Source organism: Pseudomonas sp. G5(2012) (assembly GCF_000408945.1).
In the GTDB taxonomy this organism is placed as follows: domain Bacteria; phylum Pseudomonadota; class Gammaproteobacteria; order Pseudomonadales; family Pseudomonadaceae; genus Aquipseudomonas; species Aquipseudomonas umsongensis.
In genome coordinates this window covers 1-17488 of sequence record NZ_APIO01000066.1, presented here as the reverse complement: position 1 = coordinate 17488, position 17488 = coordinate 1, and the positions used below count along the sequence as shown (strand labels likewise).

13 protein-coding genes are annotated in these 17488 nt (G+C 61.9%); 9 read left to right on the top strand and 4 right to left on the bottom strand.

The annotated features are described in order from the left end of the window. Window positions 1-83 precede the first annotated feature (83 nt). Window positions 84-1436, top strand: coding sequence for a DUF1214 domain-containing protein (locus PG5_RS20990; protein ID WP_155943734.1), 1353 nt, complete (start codon window positions 84-86; stop codon window positions 1434-1436). A 279-nt stretch (window positions 1437-1715) separates the two neighbouring features. On the opposite strand, the gene PG5_RS20985 is transcribed toward PG5_RS20990, so the two are convergent. From PG5_RS20985 to PG5_RS20970, 4 genes are all read right to left on the bottom strand, one after another. Beyond that, a complete protein-coding gene (locus tag PG5_RS20985) occupies window positions 1716-3287 on the bottom strand; it encodes an AMP-binding protein (protein WP_141195478.1) in 1572 nt (523 codons plus the stop codon). A gap of 85 nt (window positions 3288-3372) precedes the next feature. After that, window positions 3373-4293: an SDR family NAD(P)-dependent oxidoreductase gene (locus PG5_RS20980; RefSeq protein WP_042955605.1), complete on the bottom strand. Its 921-nt coding sequence runs from the start codon at window positions 4291-4293 to the stop codon at window positions 3373-3375. A gap of 87 nt (window positions 4294-4380) precedes the next feature. Next, the gene (locus PG5_RS20975; protein ID WP_020799117.1) at window positions 4381-5625 is read right to left on the bottom strand and encodes a thiolase family protein; all 1245 of its coding nucleotides are present in this window, start codon (window positions 5623-5625) and stop codon (window positions 4381-4383) included. Window positions 5626-5776: 151 nt separating this feature from the next. Then, window positions 5777-6550, bottom strand: coding sequence for an enoyl-CoA hydratase/isomerase family protein (locus PG5_RS20970; protein ID WP_020799116.1), 774 nt, complete (start codon window positions 6548-6550; stop codon window positions 5777-5779). Window positions 6551-6714: 164 nt separating this feature from the next. Here PG5_RS20970 and PG5_RS20965 point away from each other — a divergent pair, with 164 nt between their 5' ends. The 8 genes from PG5_RS20965 (at window position 6715) to PG5_RS20930 (ending at window position 17340) form a co-directional block, all read left to right on the top strand. After that, window positions 6715-9426: a LuxR C-terminal-related transcriptional regulator gene (locus tag PG5_RS20965; RefSeq protein WP_020799115.1), complete on the top strand. Its 2712-nt coding sequence runs from the start codon at window positions 6715-6717 to the stop codon at window positions 9424-9426. 114 nt (window positions 9427-9540) lie between these two features. Then, window positions 9541-10686: an acyl-CoA dehydrogenase family protein gene (locus tag PG5_RS20960; RefSeq protein WP_042955607.1), complete on the top strand. Its 1146-nt coding sequence runs from the start codon at window positions 9541-9543 to the stop codon at window positions 10684-10686. Window positions 10687-10769: 83 nt separating this feature from the next. Then, a complete protein-coding gene (locus PG5_RS20955; RefSeq protein ID WP_020799113.1) occupies window positions 10770-11570 on the top strand; it encodes an enoyl-CoA hydratase/isomerase family protein in 801 nt (266 codons plus the stop codon). A 130-nt stretch (window positions 11571-11700) separates the two neighbouring features. Continuing rightward, on the top strand, window positions 11701-12888 hold the full coding sequence (locus PG5_RS20950; RefSeq protein ID WP_020799112.1) for a lipid-transfer protein: 1188 nt from the start codon (window positions 11701-11703) through the stop codon (window positions 12886-12888). Window positions 12889-12901: 13 nt separating this feature from the next. Then, window positions 12902-14098: an acyl-CoA dehydrogenase family protein gene (locus PG5_RS20945; protein WP_020799111.1), complete on the top strand. Its 1197-nt coding sequence runs from the start codon at window positions 12902-12904 to the stop codon at window positions 14096-14098. Between the two features lie 15 nt (window positions 14099-14113). Further along, complete coding sequence (locus tag PG5_RS20940; RefSeq protein WP_020799110.1) at window positions 14114-15253, top strand: acyl-CoA dehydrogenase family protein; 1140 nt, start codon at window positions 14114-14116, stop codon at window positions 15251-15253. 36 nt (window positions 15254-15289) lie between these two features. Then, window positions 15290-15745 carry a MaoC family dehydratase gene (locus tag PG5_RS20935; protein ID WP_020799109.1) on the top strand — a complete coding sequence of 152 codons (456 nt, stop codon included), beginning with the start codon at window positions 15290-15292 and terminating at the stop codon, window positions 15743-15745. Window positions 15746-15990: 245 nt separating this feature from the next. After that, window positions 15991-17340, top strand: a complete 1350-nt coding sequence (locus tag PG5_RS20930; protein WP_371106616.1) for a DUF1329 domain-containing protein — start codon at window positions 15991-15993, stop codon at window positions 17338-17340. The last annotated feature ends 148 nt before the right edge of the window (window positions 17341-17488 follow it).

Genomic DNA, 17488 nt, shown 5'->3' with positions numbered 1-17488 from the left:
CTCATACCTCCCTTAACGAGAGGGGCGGTATGGGGCTGGCAGAGGCATAACGGTTCGTTCATGGACCACGATGGAGAACAACAATGTCCGTTAGATCGCACCTTATGCGCTGCAGTGGCGCTTTTGCCGCTTCCGTCCTCGCGTTGGCCATCCAGGCCGGAGCAGCCTGCGCAGACGAAGCACCTCCCGCCTCGCCACCTGCCTTCACCGATCAACAAGTCAGCGATGCCTATATCTACCTGCTCGGGCGCTTGCTGGTCATGCGCCAGCAGCAGCTGGACTTTCAGGACGGCATGACCTGGAACCAGTTGGTGCACCGTAAACCCGGTGCGGTTGACTGGCCCAATCCCAATCTCGACGTCGCCTATTCGGAAGCCTGGATCGCCGTCGATGAACGCAGTTGTACCCAGGTAAGCGTGCCGAAGGTCACCAATCGCTATTACACGGTGCAATTTCTCAATGGCTGGGGGGAAACCCTGGCCAACATAAATGAACGTGTGTTCGCCGACCATCCGTATGGTGAGTTCGCGGTGTGCCTCAGAGGTGCAAAAGTGGATCTGCCGGCCAATACCCGGCGAATCGACCTGCCCGTACGCACGGCCCGGGTGCTGTCGCGGGTCGAGTTGGGGGCCGATCGGCAGGTGGCCGAGCAACTGCAGCATCAGTTCACAATGCGCGCGACGGGCTCGCCAGAGCTGCCGTCGACACCGCACGGGCCGGTATTCGAGCTGTACAGGTTGCCGACGGTGGAGGCCTTCGATGCCGCTGCGGCGGCACTTGAGGAGCCCGATCTCAATCCAGGCATGCAGACGCTGCAAGCGCAAGTGCGTGCCATTGCCGAACAGATCAAGCAACCTGGCGAACGTGCGCGCATCGACCAGCAAATCAAGACCCGTACCTTTGCGGCCCTTGCCAGCGCAGCGGCCACCATCGGTCCGGGTACCGTGCGCAACGGTTGGGTGCGCCCGGCGGTTTCCGGGGCTTATGGCGAGGATTACCTGACCCGGACGCTGATCGATCTGGGCGGCATCTGGGCCAACACCAGCGCGGAGGTCAACTATTACCGTGGCGCGCGGGATGCTGATGGTCAGGTCCTTGATGGCGGGAAAAGCTACTCGCTGACATTCCCGCGTGAACAATTGCCTTCCGGGTTCGCACGGTACTTCTGGTCCGTCACGGCCACTAACAGCAAAACCTTCCGGGTGTTGCCCAACGCGCTTGACCGCTTTTTGCTGAACAACCAATCCGACCTTCACTACAACGCCGATGGCTCCCTCACGCTGTATTTCGGACCGCAATTGCCCCAGGGCGCGGCCGAAAACAATTGGCTGCCGACGGTGGCAGGCGAGCCGTTCCGACTGATGCTGCGCTACTACGGCGGCAAGGGCCCGGTGGCCAGCGGCGAATACTTCCCCCCGGCGCTGGTGCGGCTATGAGGCGCTGACCTGCAGGAGCGGGCTTGCCCTCAACCATAGAATCTCCCACAGGTTGAACGCGGTCCTTGTGGGAGCGGGCTTGCCCGCGATGGTCGTTAACGATAATACGGGCTGCCTGGACGAACGCGTTTTCGCGAGCAGGCTTGCTCCCACAACGGCCGGGCCCGCCAACCCAGGCCAGCCTGACGAAAAAAAGCCCTGATGTCCCCAGCCTGACCAAGGGCGGTAGGGGACATCAGGGCGAAAACGAAGGGGTAAACGTTCAGAACAAACAGAGGTTCAGGACACGCAACGCGCCTTGTCTTTCCAGTACTTTTCACGCACCTGACGGCGCAGCACCTTGCCCACCACACTGAGCGGCAGGGCCTCGACGAACTGGATGGACTTGGGCGCCTTGAAGCGGCCCAGGCGACCCTTAACGTGTTCGATCAGCGCGTCGACCGACACGACCTGGCCATTCTTGAGGATCACTTCGGCGTGCACCGCCTCACCCCATTCCTCATGGGGAATGCCCACGACGGCCGAGTTCAGCACCGCGGGGTGAGCATTGAGCGCCGCTTCCACCTCGATGGCATACACGTTGAAACCACCGGTGATGATCATGTCCTTCTTGCGGTCGACCAGGTACAGGAAACCCTCCTGATCGATGTAGCCCAGGTCGCCGGATTTCCAGTAACCATTGTGGAACTCCTGCGCGGTGCCTTGCGGGTTGTTGAAGTAACCCGAAATGGTGCCCCGGGACCGCACCCACAGCTCACCCGTGGTGCCCAGCGGAACTTCCTGGCCATTGTCATCGACGATCAGGATCTCGGCGCCGACGGCGATGCGCCCGGCCGAGGACAGCTGCTTCTCGTTCTGGGTCAAGTGGTCGGCCTTGCCCAGCAACGCTACGGCGTGCAAACACTCAGTGGCGCCATAAATCTGCATGAAAATATTGCCGAAGCGCTCCTGGGCCTGGCGCAGTTTCGCCGGGCTCATTGGTGCGGCCCCATAGGCCATGGTCTGCAGTGAGGACAGGTCAAACTCGCGCGCCTCGGGCAATTCCAGCAGGCGATAGATCATGGTTGGCACGAGCAGGGTCATGGTGACCTTTTCCGCTTCGATATTGCGGCACAGGCGAGCCAGGTCCGGGATGTTCTGGGTCAGGGTGCAGCCGCCGCGAAACAGCGTCGGCAGCAGGCCCAGCCCGGAGCCGTGGCTGATCGGCGCCATGTGCAGGAAGCGGGTATCCGGCTGATAGGGTTGCTCGGCTTCCAGATACATCGAATCGCGCAGCGCCATCCAGTTTTCGATGGTGTAGGCAACACACTTGCTCTGGCCGGTGGTGCCCCCGGTGAAGCGATAGACCAGGGTGTCCTTTTGTGTGTCGTTGTCGACGCCCGGATTGTGATCCGGCACGCCTTCGAGCAGGTCCCAGAAGTACAGCAACCCGTCACGCGGGTGTTCGGGAGGATCCATGCAGACGACGGTGATGCCTTGATCGTGAAGCGCATCAAAGTAACGATCGATCAACGCGTTTTCGATGAACACCACTTTTGGGCGCAGGAACTCTATTTGCCAGCGGTGCTCCTCGAACGCGTCGCGATAGTTCGCGTAGGCCGCGGCGGCGTCGCCCTTGAGCGCCGTCCAGGCATGGAACAGCGAGATGTTGTCGTTTTCCAGGATGCAGAGGTAGACATCCCCGCGGCACAGCCCAAGTCGCCCACGCAACATGTTGACGATGCGATTGGTCAGCGAATGGAATTCACGGAAGTTGTAGCGGCGATTGCGCTCGATGTTGACCAGGGCTTCCCGATCGCCGAACCGCACGGCCAGGTTACCGACCGTGTGTGCGAAGTTCATTATTGTCATTATTCATTCTCCGTCCGGGCGTGTGGCTGCACGCCCGTTGCGATCATCGTCGCGAGTTTAACCCGGGGCATGGCCCCGGGAATACTCAGGCCTGTTGAGCCTTGATAGCCGCCATGGCCGTGTCAATGAACACCTTGACCTGCTGGTTGGCGTCGAAGCGTTCGACGGCAGTGCCCCAGTCGGTGATACGCGCGATGTTCGCCTCGATGGCTTCGGGTGTCAGGTCTTCGTTGCCGATGAATACCGGAGTGGTCTCTTCCATGCGCACGGCCGAGAACACACCGGCGCCGGCACCCAGGATCAGCTTGGTCGGTGCGTTTTCGCTGACCAGGAACAGCGCGCCCGGGGTTACCTGCTCAGGTCGGCTGGCCGCCAGCAGTTCGGCCGGCATTACGTCTTCGGTCATGCGCGTGGCCGCCATCGGCGCCAGGGTGTTGACCAGGATGTTGTTCTTGCGACCTTCGATGGCGAGCATGTTCATCAGGCCTACTACCGCCATCTTCGCCGCGCCGTAGTTGGCCTGGCCGAAGTTGCCGAACAGGCCGGCGGCAGAAGTGGTCATCAGCACGCGACCGTAGTTTTGCTCGCGCATCAGGTCCCACACTGCCTTGGTGCAATTGATCGAGCCCATCAGGTGAACATTGATCACCGCATGGATATCGGCCATTTCCATCTTGGCGAACGACTTGTCGCGCAGGATCCCGGCGTTGTTGATCAGGATGTCGACGCGACCGAAGGCTTCGACCGTTTGCTTGACCATGGCCTGGACTTGTTCGTAGTCGGCCACGTTAGCGCCGTTGGCAATGGCAACACCGCCGGCCTGGCGGATTTCCTCGACCACGGCCAGGGCCGCATCGGACGAACTGCCGGAACCGTCACGGCTACCGCCGAAATCATTGATCACAACCTTCGCGCCGCGCGCAGCCAGGTTCAACGCATGAACGCGCCCAAGGCCATTGCCGGCGCCGGTGACGATAGCGACGCGATCATCAAAACGAATGGTCATCATGTTTTCCTCTGGTGAAATAATAGTAGGTGGAGTGCGGCGCAGGAAATGCGTGGTTTCCTCGAAGACGCCGACCTCCATAAACGATCAGGCGCGGCCGAAAATGCCGACGTGCTCGGTGGACTCTTCGACGCGCCACAGGCCGCCGCCGTTGCCTTGCAAGGCGATACGCGCGCCTTCGACCTGACGCGGACCGCAGTTGCCGCGCAGTTGCTCGACCAGTTCAAAGATCTGGCCGATGCCGGTGGCACCAATCGGATGCCCCTTGGATTCCAGGCCGCCAGACGGGTTGACCGGCAACCGGCCGCCCAGGGCGCTGTCGCCATTTTCCGCCATCACACCGCTCATGCCCGGCTCGCACAGGCCCAGGGCCTCGATCGCCAGCAGTTCGCCGACGGCGGTGGCGTCATGCACTTCAGCCACATCGACATCTTGCGGGCTGATGCCGGCCTGCTCGAAGGCCGCCTTGCCGGCCAGGTGGGTGCATCCCTTGTCGAAGTCGTCGGCGGCACGGGCCGAGGCCGAGCGCACCACGCTGGCCAGGACCTTGATGGCCCGGTTCCTGTTGAAGCCGTATTTCTTCATGGCCGATTCAGTGCACAGGATCGCGGCAGCCGCGCCGTCGGAAATCGGCGAGCACATCGGCAGGGTGATCGGGTAGGTGATCGGCGGGGCGGCGAGGATTTCCTCGATGCTCATGGCATTACGGTACTGGGAGCGCTCGTTGTGCACTGAGTGGCCGTGGTTCTTCGAGGATACGGCGGCCAGTTGACGCTGGGTAATGCCGTAGCGCTCCATCAGGCCGCCACGGCCCAGGGCGGCGTAGACGTCCATGAACGGGCTGTAGGGTTTTTCGGATTGCGAACCGGCAGGCGGCACGATGCCCTTGCCCATGCTCGCCAGGTAGTTCTTGTTTTCCTCGAAGGTTTCGATGTCCCAGGCAGACTCGAAGGCCGAGAACATCTTCGATTTGTCGCTGTAGAACATCTTTTCGGCGCCTACTGCCAATGCCACTTCGGCAGCGCCGGCCTGCAACTGGGTCACGGCCAGGTTAAAGGCATGGCTCGACGAGGCGCAGGCCCCTTCGATGTTGAAGATCGGGATGCCGTCCAGGCCCAGCGGCAGCAGCGCCACTTGTCCACGGATCATGTGCTGGCCATCGAAGTGGCCCTGGGTGCAGTTGCCGAAGAAACCGACCTGAATCCACTTTCGGTCGCAGTCGGCATCTTTAAGGGCGTCTTCCACTGCCCAGGCGGTCAGTTGCTTGATGGTCTTGTCGGTGTGACGGCCGAAGGCGGTCATGCCGACGCCGACGATGTATACGTTTTCCATCGTTACCTCGAATAGTCAGAAAAGGCAGGCGCAGGCCTCTGTAGGAGCGGGCATGCTCGCAATGGAGGTCATCGATCACGCGGGCTGTCTGTTTGCCCGCGCTGGCATGACGTTTTTCGCGAGCATGCTCGCTCCTGCAGGGGAGGCGTAATCAGTAACCCTTGAAATCAGGTTTGCGTTTCTCGGCGAAGGCGCGCACGCCTTCGGCCATGTCGTAGGAGCGCTGGTGGTCGCGCAGTTCCAGCAGCTCCTGGCGCAATGCATCGGCGCGGGATTTGTCGCCGGCTTCGTCGGCGACTTTCTTCATCTTGCGCAGCACCAGCGGGCTTTTCCCGGCGAGCTTGTCGCCCAGGGCCTGGACGCGTTCGACCAGTTCGCCGTCGGCCACCACTTCGCTGACCAGGCCATAGTTCTTCATGTCCTGGGCGGGCAGGGCGTCACCGGTGAACAACATGTACTTGGCAACGTTCTCGGGGATCTTGCGTGGCAATACCGCGGCACCGCCGCCGCCCGGGAACACACCGAAGTTTGAATGGGCATCACCAAAACGTGCGCTTTGCGCGGCGATTACCAGGTCGCAGCACAATACGGCTTCCAGGCCACCGGCCAGGGCGAGCCCGTTGACCGCGGCAATCACCGGTTTGGGGAATGCGCGCAGCGCGTCGAAGAAGGTGACGATGGTGTCCAGCAGGTCTTTTTCGCCGGGCTGCGGGGTTCCGCCAGCCTTGAGGTCGGCGCCGGCGCAAAACGCCGCACCGGTGGCGGTCAGGGCGATCACCCGCACCTGATCGTCGTGTTCCCAGGCGTTCAGGCGGGCGGTCATGGCCTCCAGCATTTCACGGTTGAGGGCATTCATGGCTTTTGGACGGGTCAGGGTGATCCAGCCCACCTGGCCCTTGATGTCAAAAGAAACGGACTCGCTCATCTCCAATCCTCGATCTCATGCAATTGACGTTTCTGTCTGGATTGAAAATTACGCGACTCCCGAGAGCGCTATCCCCCCCCCTTGCGGACGGGGCGAGCGCCGCTTCGTCTGTTGCAGGATAGGCGTCACATCCAGGCAACATGCCAAGGGCGGAGAAGTCAATAATGCAGACAAATGTCATCAACGCCGGCGATCTACTGGTCGCCACCAAGTTCGCGCCGCCGCGCCTGAGCGCCCGGCACATTCCCCGTGCACACCTGCTGAACCGCTTGCGCGAATCGCAACACTGCAGTGCAACCCTGATTACTGGCGGCGCCGGGTTCGGTAAAACCATTTTGCTCGCCCAATGGCGCCTGGAACTGATGAAGGCCGGGCTGGACGTGGCCTGGGTATCGTTCAGCCTCGATGACCGCCAGTTCGCCAGCTTCCTGTCCTATCTGCTGGCCGCCTTGCAACGCCTGGGCATTGCAATGGATCAGGACTGGCTCAACAGCGACGGCAGCGAACAGTCGATCAACGCCTTGATCGCCCTGATCACCCACGCCGTACAAGACCTCGAAAGAGAGTTGCACCTGCTGCTCGACGATTTTCAACACGTCGAATCACCGAGCGCGCACCGCTTGATGCAGAAATTGCTCGATCATTGCCCAGGCAACCTGCACATCACCATTGCCTCGAGGACCACGCCGCCACTGAGCCTGGGCCGCTTGCGCATGCAAGGGCATGTCGCCGAGATCGACACCGTCGAATTGCCGTTCGATGTCGATGAAACCCAGGCATTCTTCAAGCAAAACCTCAGCGTTTTGCCACTCACCGCCGACGAGGAACGCCTGATCCATGACCTGACCAGCGGCTGGCCGGCCAGCCTGCAGCCCATCGCCACCATGCTGCGGGTGCGGCCAACGCGGCGTTCGCAACTGCGTTCGATCCTGCGCAACTCGGCGGACCTGCAGGCTTACCTGACCGAGGACGTGGTGGCCTGCCTGCCGCCGCAGCTGCTGGAATTCATGGAAAAGGTCTCGATCCTGCGGCGCTTCAACGCTGAGGTCGGCGAATTTGTCAGTGGCTGTCCCCATGCGCAGGACATGATCAAGCGCGCCGAGGATGAGAATCTGCTGATCCAGCGCATCGAATCAGACGACAGTACGCCCTGGTATCGCTTCCATCCTCTGTTCGGCGAGTTTCTCAACCAGCGCCTGGCGGCCCGTGGCGAGGTGGTGGTGCAGGCGCTTCATCGGCACGCCAGCCAGTGGTTTGCCGAGCATGATTATCTGGTGGAGGCGGTGCGCCACGCCAATCTGGGCGGCGATCGCGATTACGCGGTCAAGGCCATGGAGCAAGCGGCGTCCAGTATCTGGAGCATGGCCTACACCAGCCCGATGCTGCATTTGCTCGAACGCCTGCCCCAGGACACGCTGTTCGCTCATCCGCAACTGTTCATCATGGGCTGCCTGACCTATGCCTTCACCGCCCGGCCGGAAAAAGCCGAGCGCTGGGTGGAGCAGATCCGCCGCAGCGAAGCCTCACGCAACCCCGCGATCTCCTCGAAACTGGTGCTGGCCGACGCCGCGATTGCCCTGACACTGGATCAGCCGCTACGGGTCATCGGCCTGCTGGAACCGACCTTGCAGACGCCATTGGAAAACCGCTCGTTGCGCTACATCAGTCTCTCGGGACTGGCCACTGCCTATTTGTCGGTGGGGCGTGTAGATGACGCGCGCAAGCTCCATGAGCAGCACCCGATAGACCTGCAGTATCGCGACAACGACATGGCCATGGTCTTCGAATCCACCCGGGCGCTGACCAGCCTGCGCGAAGGCAATGCACGCCAGGCGCAAAGCATCGGGGCCAGCGTGACCGAGCGTGCCGAGCAAGCCTATGGACGCGATTCGGTTTCCGCCAATCTGTGCGCCGCCACACTCTGCGACGCTTATTACGAACTGGACCAGCTGGACGAGGCGTTGCGGGTCCTGGCCAACCGCAGCGGGATCCTGCGCTCATCCATGCCCGAAGTGATGGGCCGGGCCTCACTGTGTCGTGCGCGCATCACCTTGCAGCGCGAATCGGCCCAGGCGGCCTTGAGTTTCCTCGAAACCCAGGGCGCGCACTTTCACGTGCTGGGCCTGGACCGGTTGCTGGCAATGATGCTGGCCGAGCAAGTCCGGGTGCTGATTGAGCAGGGTGAAAGTCGTCGCGCCGGCGAACTGGTGACGCGACTGGCTGCGCTGGAGGCGGCCCAGCGGCCAAATGCCGAAACCCGCGGGGAAATCAGTTGCCAGGTGGCGATGTCCAGGGTGCGACTGGCACTGGCCGGGCGTGACCCTGGCCTTGCGCTGGAACAGTTGCAGGCCGTCAGCGTCTATGCCGAGCAGTCGGCGCGGGGACGCACGCGGGTTCGCCTGCTTCTGCTCAGTGCCCTGGCGCACGACATGCTCGGCCAGCCAGAGCAGGCGTTGACGTACTTGCAACAGGCCATGCAAGCGAGTGCCCGGATGGGGTTAGTGCGCACACTGCTCGATGAAGGCCCGGCGGTGCTCGCATTGCTGAATCAATGGCAAGGCGAAATCGCCCGGGACATTTCTGTCGCCGAGTATCTGGACGCGCTGCTCAACCGCGAAAACTTGCACGAGGTACCCGTGCAGGTAGCCGTTGCCCCCAGGAAGATGAACGACGGGCCACGAGCCACCCTGACCCCACGTGAGCTGGAAATCCTCGGTTTGGTCGCCCAGGCGATGTCGAACAAGCGCATCGCCCTGACGCTCAACATCACCTTCGGCACCGTGAAGTGGAACGTGAAAAACATCCTCGCCAAGCTCGGTGTGTCGAGCCGCTACGCGGCGATCTCCCTGGCTCGCCAGCAAGGCCTGCTCAAGTAACCGGATGCGGGCGTCAGCCCGCGCACCCTCCCGAGACGGGAGGCGCATGCGATGTCGGCCACCGCGCATGCTCAGGTCAGCATCGATTACCCGACCCGGTACAAGAGGAAGACCATGAGTGATACATCCGCAGCATTCCTGAGTGAGCAGGAAATCATGATTCGCGACGCTGCCCGCAAGGTGGCGCAAGAAGTAGTGGGCGCCACCGCCGCCGAACGCGACCGCACGGGTGCCTGGCCCCATGCTGAGCTCAAGGCCGTGGCCGACCTGGGCTTCCTGGGCATGCAGATTCCCGAGGAGGCGGGCGGAGCGGGCATGTCCTTTCCGGAATACTGCCTGTGCATCGAGGAGTTTGCCGCCGCCGATGCCGGTTTTGCGACCATTTTGCATGTTCATAATGGTATGACCGACATGCTGCATCGCTTCGGCACCGAGTTGCAGAAGCAGAAATACCTAGCCGGGATGATTAGCGGCGAGCTGATTGCCGCCGGCCTGCTGACCGAACCCCAGGCCGGTTCCGACACCGCCGCGTTTCGCACCACGGCGCGCCGCGATGGCGACCATTACGTGCTCAACGGCAGCAAGCAGTTCATCTCCAATGGCAGCGAAGCAGGCATCGCCTTTGCCATCGCCGCCACCACCGAAACCACCGAAGGCCGCAAGGGCCCGAGCATGTTCATCATCGACCCGCGTGAGCCCGGTTACATCGTCACGCGCGTGGAAAGCAAGATGGGCCAGCGCTCGGCGCATGTAGCGGCCATTCAACTGGATAACTGCCGCGTGCCGGCCCATAACCTGCTGGCGGAGGAGGGCACCGCTTACAAACGCTTGATGGCGACCCTGTCCGAAGGCCGTATCGGCATCGCCGCCGTGGCCGTGGGCGCCGCCCGCGCCGCGCTGGAAGCGGCGGTGAAGTATGCCAACGAGCGTGAAGCCTACGGTGCGCCGATCATCAAGTTGCAAGGCGTGGCGTTCGACCTGGCGGACATGGCCACCCAGTTCGAAGTCGCCCAGCACTACATGCTGCACGCCTCGCGCCTGCACTACGCCGGCGTGCCCTGCGCCAAGGAAGCGTCCATCGCCAAGCTGTTCGCCAGCGAAATGGCCGAGAAAGTCTGCTCCGAAGCGCTGCAAATTCATGGCGGCTACGGCTACCTCAGCGATTTTCCGGTGGAGCGCTATTGCCGTGACGTGCGGGTGACCAAGATCTACGAGGGCACCAGCCACATCCAGAAGGTGATCATCGCCCGCAATTTGTAACGGGCGGCGTTCGTGTTCCTGACCATCGCACCCTGGGCACGGCCGGCATGCACCGGCCGGTGTCGCATCAGGAGGAGTTGAATGTGACTGACAGTGCAGTGCTGTACGAAAAAATCGGCAAGACAGCGTTGATCACCCTGAATCGTCCGCACAAACGCAACGCGTTCGAAGCAGCCATCAATGAAGCCTTGCCCGTAGCCCTGATGACGGCGCGGGACGATCGTTCGATTCGTTCCATCGTCCTGACTGGCGCTGGCGGGGCCTTTTGCTCGGGCTTTGACCTGGGTAGCCTGGAGGAGGGTGACGACCCCGCGTTTGCCGGACGCCAGCTGGTGCTGGGTTTTCATGAATGGTTCGCCAGCCTGGTCGACTTGGGCAAACCAGTGATCGCGGCAGTCGATGGCGCGGCCGTAGGGGCGGGGTTCTCGCTGGCGCTGGCCGCGGACTTCATGTTCGTTACGCCGCGTGCCCGGCTGCTGCCAACCTTCCTGAGCCTGGGGCTGGTGCCAGACCTGTCGATGCTGTACGTGCTGCCCAGGGTGGTGGGGTTGGCCAAGGCCAAGGAACTGATATTTTGCGCCCGGCCGCTCGATGCACAGCAGGCACTGGCGCTGGGCCTGGCCCAGGCGGTCATTGACCAGGAGCAGTTGCTGGACAGCGCCTTGCAGTTCGCTCGCCAGTTCGATGACGCACCGCCCGATGCGTTAGGATTGGCCAAGACCCTGCTCAACCGCTCGTTCGAGACCGACCGCCACGCGATGACCCAGTTCGAAGCCAGCGCCCAGTCATTGTGCGGGGCCAGTCGATACCATGTCGAAGCCGTGAACCGCTTCCTTGGCAAGCAAGGGTTGCCTTATCCCGGTGCGGTGCTGCCACAGCCATGAAGCCCCAAAGAGGGAGGGGCAACCGGCCATGGGGCCTGCCTATCCTTGAGACTCAAGACCTGCCGAGCGCCATTGCCCGGCGCAGAACGCCCAGGGCGCCGGCAGGGTTTTCAATACTGAGGAGTAAGACATGATGCAGAAAGTCGTCGTCGCGGGTGTAGGTATGATCCCCTTCGTCAAGCCTGGCCAGAGCGAGACCTATGCGGTCATGGGCGAGCAGGCCGTGCGGTTGGCACTGGCGGATGCCGGCGTAGGTTACGAGTCGGTCCAGCAGGCATATGCCAGCTACGTCTTCGGTGATTCCACCAGCGGCCAGCGTGTGCTGTATAACGTCGGCATGACCGGTATCCCGGTGATCAACGTCAACAACAATTGTGCCAGCGGCTCAACGGCGCTGTTCCTGGCCAACCAGGCGATCGCCAGCGGCATGGTGGATATCGTCCTGGCCTTCGGTTTCGAACAGATGGTGCCCGGTGCCATTCCCAGCTCCTTCCCGGACCGTCCGAGCCCGTTGGAGCCGTTCCTCGATCAGTGCGATGAAGCGATTCCCGGTGCGGCGCAGATTCCGGCAGCACTGCGTATCTTCGGCAGCGCGGGCGTGGAGCACATGAATCGTTTCGGCACGCCGCTGGAAACCTTCGCTAAAATTCGCGCCAAGGCCAGCCGTCACGCGGCGAACAATCCCAAAGCCGTATTCCGTAAAGTGGTGACTACCGAAGAGGTCATGGCCGATCAAGTGGTGTGGCCGGGCGTCATGACGCGCCTGATGGCCTGCCCGCCGACCTGCGGCGCCGCCGCGGTGGTGTTGTGCAGCGAATCCTATGCGAAAAAGCACGGCCTGGATCGCAGCGTATCGATTGCCGGTCAAGCCCTCACCACCGATGGCGCGGAGACATTCAAGTCGGGCGACATGCGTGATGTTGCCGGTTATTCGATGTCCCGCGCGGCGGCGCGCAAGGCTTACGAAATGGCCGGCATCGGTGTCGAGGACGTGCACGTCGTCGAGCTCCACGACTGTTTCGCCCAGAATGAGTTGCTGACTTACGAATCGTTGGGCCTGTGCCCGGAAGGTGGGGCGCAGAAGTTTGTCGACGATGGCGACAACACCTACGGCGGACGCTACGTGGTCAACCCGTCTGGCGGCCTGCTTTCCAAGGGCCATCCGATTGGCGCGACGGGCCTGGCGCAATGCACCGAGCTGGTTCAGCAACTGCGTGGTCGCGCGGAGCAGCGCCAGGTCGAGGGCGCACGCATTGCCTTGCAACACAACGTTGGCATCGGTGGCGCCTGCGTCGTCACCCTGTACCGCAAAGACTGACAGGGGAACCGCGATGGATTTTCAACCTGATGCCAGCCTCGAAGCATTCCGCGAGCAAGTGCGCGGCTTCCTTCGCGACCAGGTCCCGGCGGACCTGAAAGGGCAACAGCGCTGCACGCGCTCGCCGCGAGAGCAGATCACACGCTGGCAAAAGCTCCTCACCGAACGCGGCTGGGGTGCGCCTTACTGGCCCAAGGAGCACGGTGGCACAGGTTGGTCGGTGCCGCAGATCCTGGTGTTCGATGACGAGTGCAGCGCGGCGGGCACGCCCACCCTGGATGGCTTCGTGCACAAGATGCTTGGCCCGGTGCTCAATAGCTTCGCCACGCCTGAGCAAAAGGCCGAACACCTGCCTCCGGTGTTCAATGGCGAGCGCCTGTGGTGCCAGGGCTTTTCGGAGCCGGGCGCAGGTTCCGACCTGGCATCGCTGCGCACCCGTGCCGAGCGCGATGGCGACCATTATGTGGTCAATGGCCAGAAAATCTGGACCAGTTATGCCCATGACGCGGACTGGATCTTCCTGCTGGTGCGCACTAACATGGATGTGAAGAAGCAGGCCGGGATCAGCTTTTTGCTGGTGGACATGCGCACGCCCGGCATCACCGTGCGCCCGATCCGCAGCATCGATGATGCGCATCACTTGAATGAAACCTTTTTCGACAATGTACGGGTGCCGGTAGCCAACCTGATCGGTGGCGAAGGGCAGGGTTGGAGCATCACCAAGTTTTTGCTCAACAACGAACATGCCACCGTTGCCGACCTGCCCGAGCTCAAGCGCTACATGCGCGAGCTGCGGCTGATCGGCAGCACGCTGCAAGTGGATGACCAGCCACTTTTCGAGCAGCCCGGGTTTGCCCTGAAGCTGGCACGCCTGGATGCCGAACTGCAGGCCATCGAAATGCTGGTGCAACGGGTGGCACGCCTGGAACAACAGCACAATCCGGCGTCGCACACCTTGGGCTCGATCCTCAAGATCCGCGCCACCGAACTGCAGCAGCGCATGACCGAAGCGCAAATTGAGGCGCTGGCTGACTACGGTGCGATTGCCTATCCGCATCCCCACGAGGCGGACCCGCAACAGCCGTTCCCGCAACAGGCACTGGCACGAGGCATCAGCCATGACATGTTCCTGCGCCGTGCCTCGACCATTTACGGCGGCACCAGTGAAGTGCAGCGGGGCATTATCGCCAAGATGCTGTTCCAACTCTGATATCAGGAAACCGCTATGGATTTCGAATTCACTTCGGAACAACGACTGTTGCAGGACAGCCTGCGACGCTATGTAGACAAGGCCTACAGTTTCGAGGCACGCACCGCCTTGCTCAAGGCGGGCAAGGACGGGAGTGCGGACAACTGGGGCCTGTTCGCCGCCAACGGCTGGTTGATGGCCGCGTTGCCGGAAGAATACGGCGGCCTTGGCGGCACGCTGGTGGACACGGTGATCATCGCCCAGGAACTGGGGCGTGGATTGGTACTGGAACCCTTCATGGCTTGTGCTGTGCTGGCGGCCCAGACGCTGTTGGCAACAGGCAGCGAGGCGCAAAAAGCGCGACTTGTACCGCAACTCGCCGACGGGACCTACCGCATTGCGCTGGCCTATGGCGAGGCTGGTTCACGGGGCATGCCATTGCCGGTGACCCTTCAGGCGGAACCGGTGCATGACGGATTTCGCCTGTCCGGGCGCAAGAGCCTGGTGCTCGGTGCCGTGGGAGCCAAGGCGTTTATCGTCTCGGCGCAAATCCCCCAGGCACCGGGCATCAGCCTGCTGTTGGTCGATGCCGATCGTCCGGGCCTGACCTGCCAGACGCTGCCTTTGCACGACGGCACCTGGGCGCAGGCGTTGCACTTCGATGGTGTCGAGGTTGGCGCCGATGCCTTGTTAGGCGAAGCGGGGCAGGGTTTGTCGGGGTTACGCCAAGGCCTGGCCAACGGCATCGTTGCTCTGTGCGCAGAGCTGGTCGGCGGGATGGAAAAAACCATTGAAGTCACAGCCGATTACCTCAAGGTGCGCCAGCAATTCGGTGTGCCCATCGGTTCATTCCAGGCATTGCAGCACCGGATGGCGGATATGGCGGCGGAGCTGGAACTGGCACGTTCAAGCCTGCACGCGGCCCTGGATGCCATGGCCAATGATGACGCGGTCACTCGTGACAGGACGGTGTCGGCCAGCAAGATGCTCATTTGTCGCGCGGCCAAGTCGGTTTGCGGCCAGGGCATCCAGTTGCACGGCGGCATCGGCATGACCGAGGAGTACCTGGTCGGCCATTACTACAAACGGGCCGTCGTCGCCGATTTGCTCCTGGGCAGCAGCGACAGCCACGAAGCCGCTTGCGCGGCCGCACTGCAGGCGCAACTGCGCGCCTGATCCGCCATTGAACAGATTATCGAGAGCACAACAACAATGAAAAGCTACGAAACCCTGGCCGAACTGCAAGGCCTCGTCGGCGAAGTCGTGGGCACTAGTGACTGGGTGGCCATCGACCAAGATCGAATCAATACCTTTGCGCAAGCCACCGGGGATCACCAGTGGATTCATACCGACCCCGAACGCGCCGCCCAAGGGCCATTCGGCAAGACGATCGCCCATGGCTTCCTGACCCTGAGCCTGCTACCCACCTTCATGACCAACGCGTTCGAACTGCGCAACGTGAAGATGGGCGTGAACTACGGCATGAACAAGGTACGCTTCGTCCAGCCGGTGCCAGTGGACAGTCGGTTACGCGGGCACTTCAAGGTGCTGTCCTTCGAGCCGCTGGAAGGTAACGGTGCCCAAGTGACCTACGAGATGATCGTGGAGATCGAGGGCGCCGCCAAACCCGCGTGTGTGGCCGAGACCATCCTTCGGGTATTCGCCTGAGCCATAACGCCTGCAACGCCGTTTTGACAAAACGCCACGCGCATTCCCATGCCGCGTGGCGTTTGCGTTTTTCAGCCTGACAAAAAGTCTGCCCCTCCCTTTGTGCGCCAATAAGGGGGGGGCGAAGACAGGGGGCGGTTGGTTAAAAAAACACTGCCGGGACGGGACGTTATTCCGCAGTTCCTTGAAGGGCAGGGCGTGCTTGGAAAGACGCTCAAACCATCATCCTAGAGGTTGGAGACATGATTAAACTCACAAGAACCCTGATTGCGCTTGGCCTGTTGGCTGCGCATGCAGGCGTGCTCCATGCAGCAGTATCAGAGCAAGAAGCCAAGCAATTGGGCACCAGCTTGACCCCCGTGGGTGCCGAGATGGCCGGTAATGCCGATGGCACCATTCCGGCCTATAACGGCGGGCTGAAAACCGCGCCCGCGGGCTTCGACAAAGCCTCGGGCATTCGTCCCGACCCCTTTGCCAATGAAAAGCCGCAGTTCTCGATCACAGCCAGCAACGTGGACACCTACGCCGATAAGCTCACGGAAGGAACCAAGGCACTGATCAAGAAACTGCCGGGTTTTCGCGTCGACGTTTATCCGACGCATCGCACCGTAGGCTACCCGCAGTTCGTGCTGGACAACACGTTGAAGAACGCCACCAGCGCCGCGCTGACCAATAATAACGAAACGCTGCAAGGCGCCCATGCCGGTGTACCGTTCCCGATTCCCAAGACCGGCATCGAAGTGATGTTCAACCACCTCGCGCGCTACCAGGGCCTGGCCTGGATCGCGCCCAAGTACGGCGCCTACAACGTCGATGCGGCGGGCAAACTGGTCACGTCTACGTTGGGCCGCTGGACCTACGAGATGCCTTACTACGATACGTCGAAAAGTGGCGACGACATTCTGCTTACCCGCGCCCGTGCCAATTACAGTGGCCCTGCACGCCGCGCGGGTGAGGCAGTGATGACATTCGACTACACCGCGACCGAGCGGGGGCGCAAGGCCTACCAGTATCTGCCTGGACAACGCCGTGTGCGCCTGGCCCCCGACCTGGCCTACGACACGCCGAACGCCAGTACCTCAGGGATGTCCACCATCGACGACATCAACCTGTTCAACGGCCGGATGGACCGTTTCGACTGGAAGCTGACAGGCAAGAAGGAGATGTACGTTCCGTACAACGCCTATCGCTTCGCCTACGCCGAGAATCCTGAGCAGGTGTTTGGCTCCAAATTCATCAATCCAGACCTGGTGCGCTGGGAGCGGCACCGCGTCTGGGTGGTAGAGGCGACCCTCAAGCCTGGCATGCGCCACATTTACTCCAAGCGCACCTTCTACATTGACGAAGACAGCTGGACCGCCGTGGCGGTGGACCAATACGACGGTCGCGGTCAACTGTGGCGGCCTGGCTTCAACTACCTCCATCAGATGTATGACGCCGTTGCCGTCAACAGCACCGCCGGACACTACGACCTGATTGCGGGCACCTATTACATCAACGTCTGGCCGGGCAAGGCCGGCGTACAGGTCATGGACAAGCTCAGCCCGGACAATGGCTGGAGCTCCGATAGCCTGGCGGGGGCCGGGGTTCGCTGATCACTGCTGGACTGTCCATTGTGGTGGAACGGGACCGACTTGCGCGGTTCCGTTTTTTTTTGGCTCGTAGAAACAGGAGTGCATAACCATTGTGCATGGCTCAGGTCATGCGTCGTCAGTGGAACGCGGAGCGTCCCTGGCGGCATTC

Coding starts and splice junctions, on each gene's coding strand:
- PG5_RS20990 (WP_155943734.1), top strand. CDS start 84: ATGTCCGTTAGATCGCACCTTATGCGCTGCAGTGGCGCTTTTGCCGCT.
- PG5_RS20985 (WP_141195478.1), bottom strand. CDS start 3,287: ATGACAATAATGAACTTCGCACACACGGTCGGTAACCTGGCCGTGCGG.
- PG5_RS20980 (WP_042955605.1), bottom strand. CDS start 4,293: ATGACCATTCGTTTTGATGATCGCGTCGCTATCGTCACCGGCGCCGGC.
- PG5_RS20975 (WP_020799117.1), bottom strand. CDS start 5,625: ATGGAAAACGTATACATCGTCGGCGTCGGCATGACCGCCTTCGGCCGT.
- PG5_RS20970 (WP_020799116.1), bottom strand. CDS start 6,550: ATGAGCGAGTCCGTTTCTTTTGACATCAAGGGCCAGGTGGGCTGGATC.
- PG5_RS20965 (WP_020799115.1), top strand. CDS start 6,715: ATGCAGACAAATGTCATCAACGCCGGCGATCTACTGGTCGCCACCAAG.
- PG5_RS20960 (WP_042955607.1), top strand. CDS start 9,541: ATGAGTGATACATCCGCAGCATTCCTGAGTGAGCAGGAAATCATGATT.
- PG5_RS20950 (WP_020799112.1), top strand. CDS start 11,701: ATGATGCAGAAAGTCGTCGTCGCGGGTGTAGGTATGATCCCCTTCGTC.
- PG5_RS20945 (WP_020799111.1), top strand. CDS start 12,902: ATGGATTTTCAACCTGATGCCAGCCTCGAAGCATTCCGCGAGCAAGTG.
- PG5_RS20940 (WP_020799110.1), top strand. CDS start 14,114: ATGGATTTCGAATTCACTTCGGAACAACGACTGTTGCAGGACAGCCTG.
- PG5_RS20935 (WP_020799109.1), top strand. CDS start 15,290: ATGAAAAGCTACGAAACCCTGGCCGAACTGCAAGGCCTCGTCGGCGAA.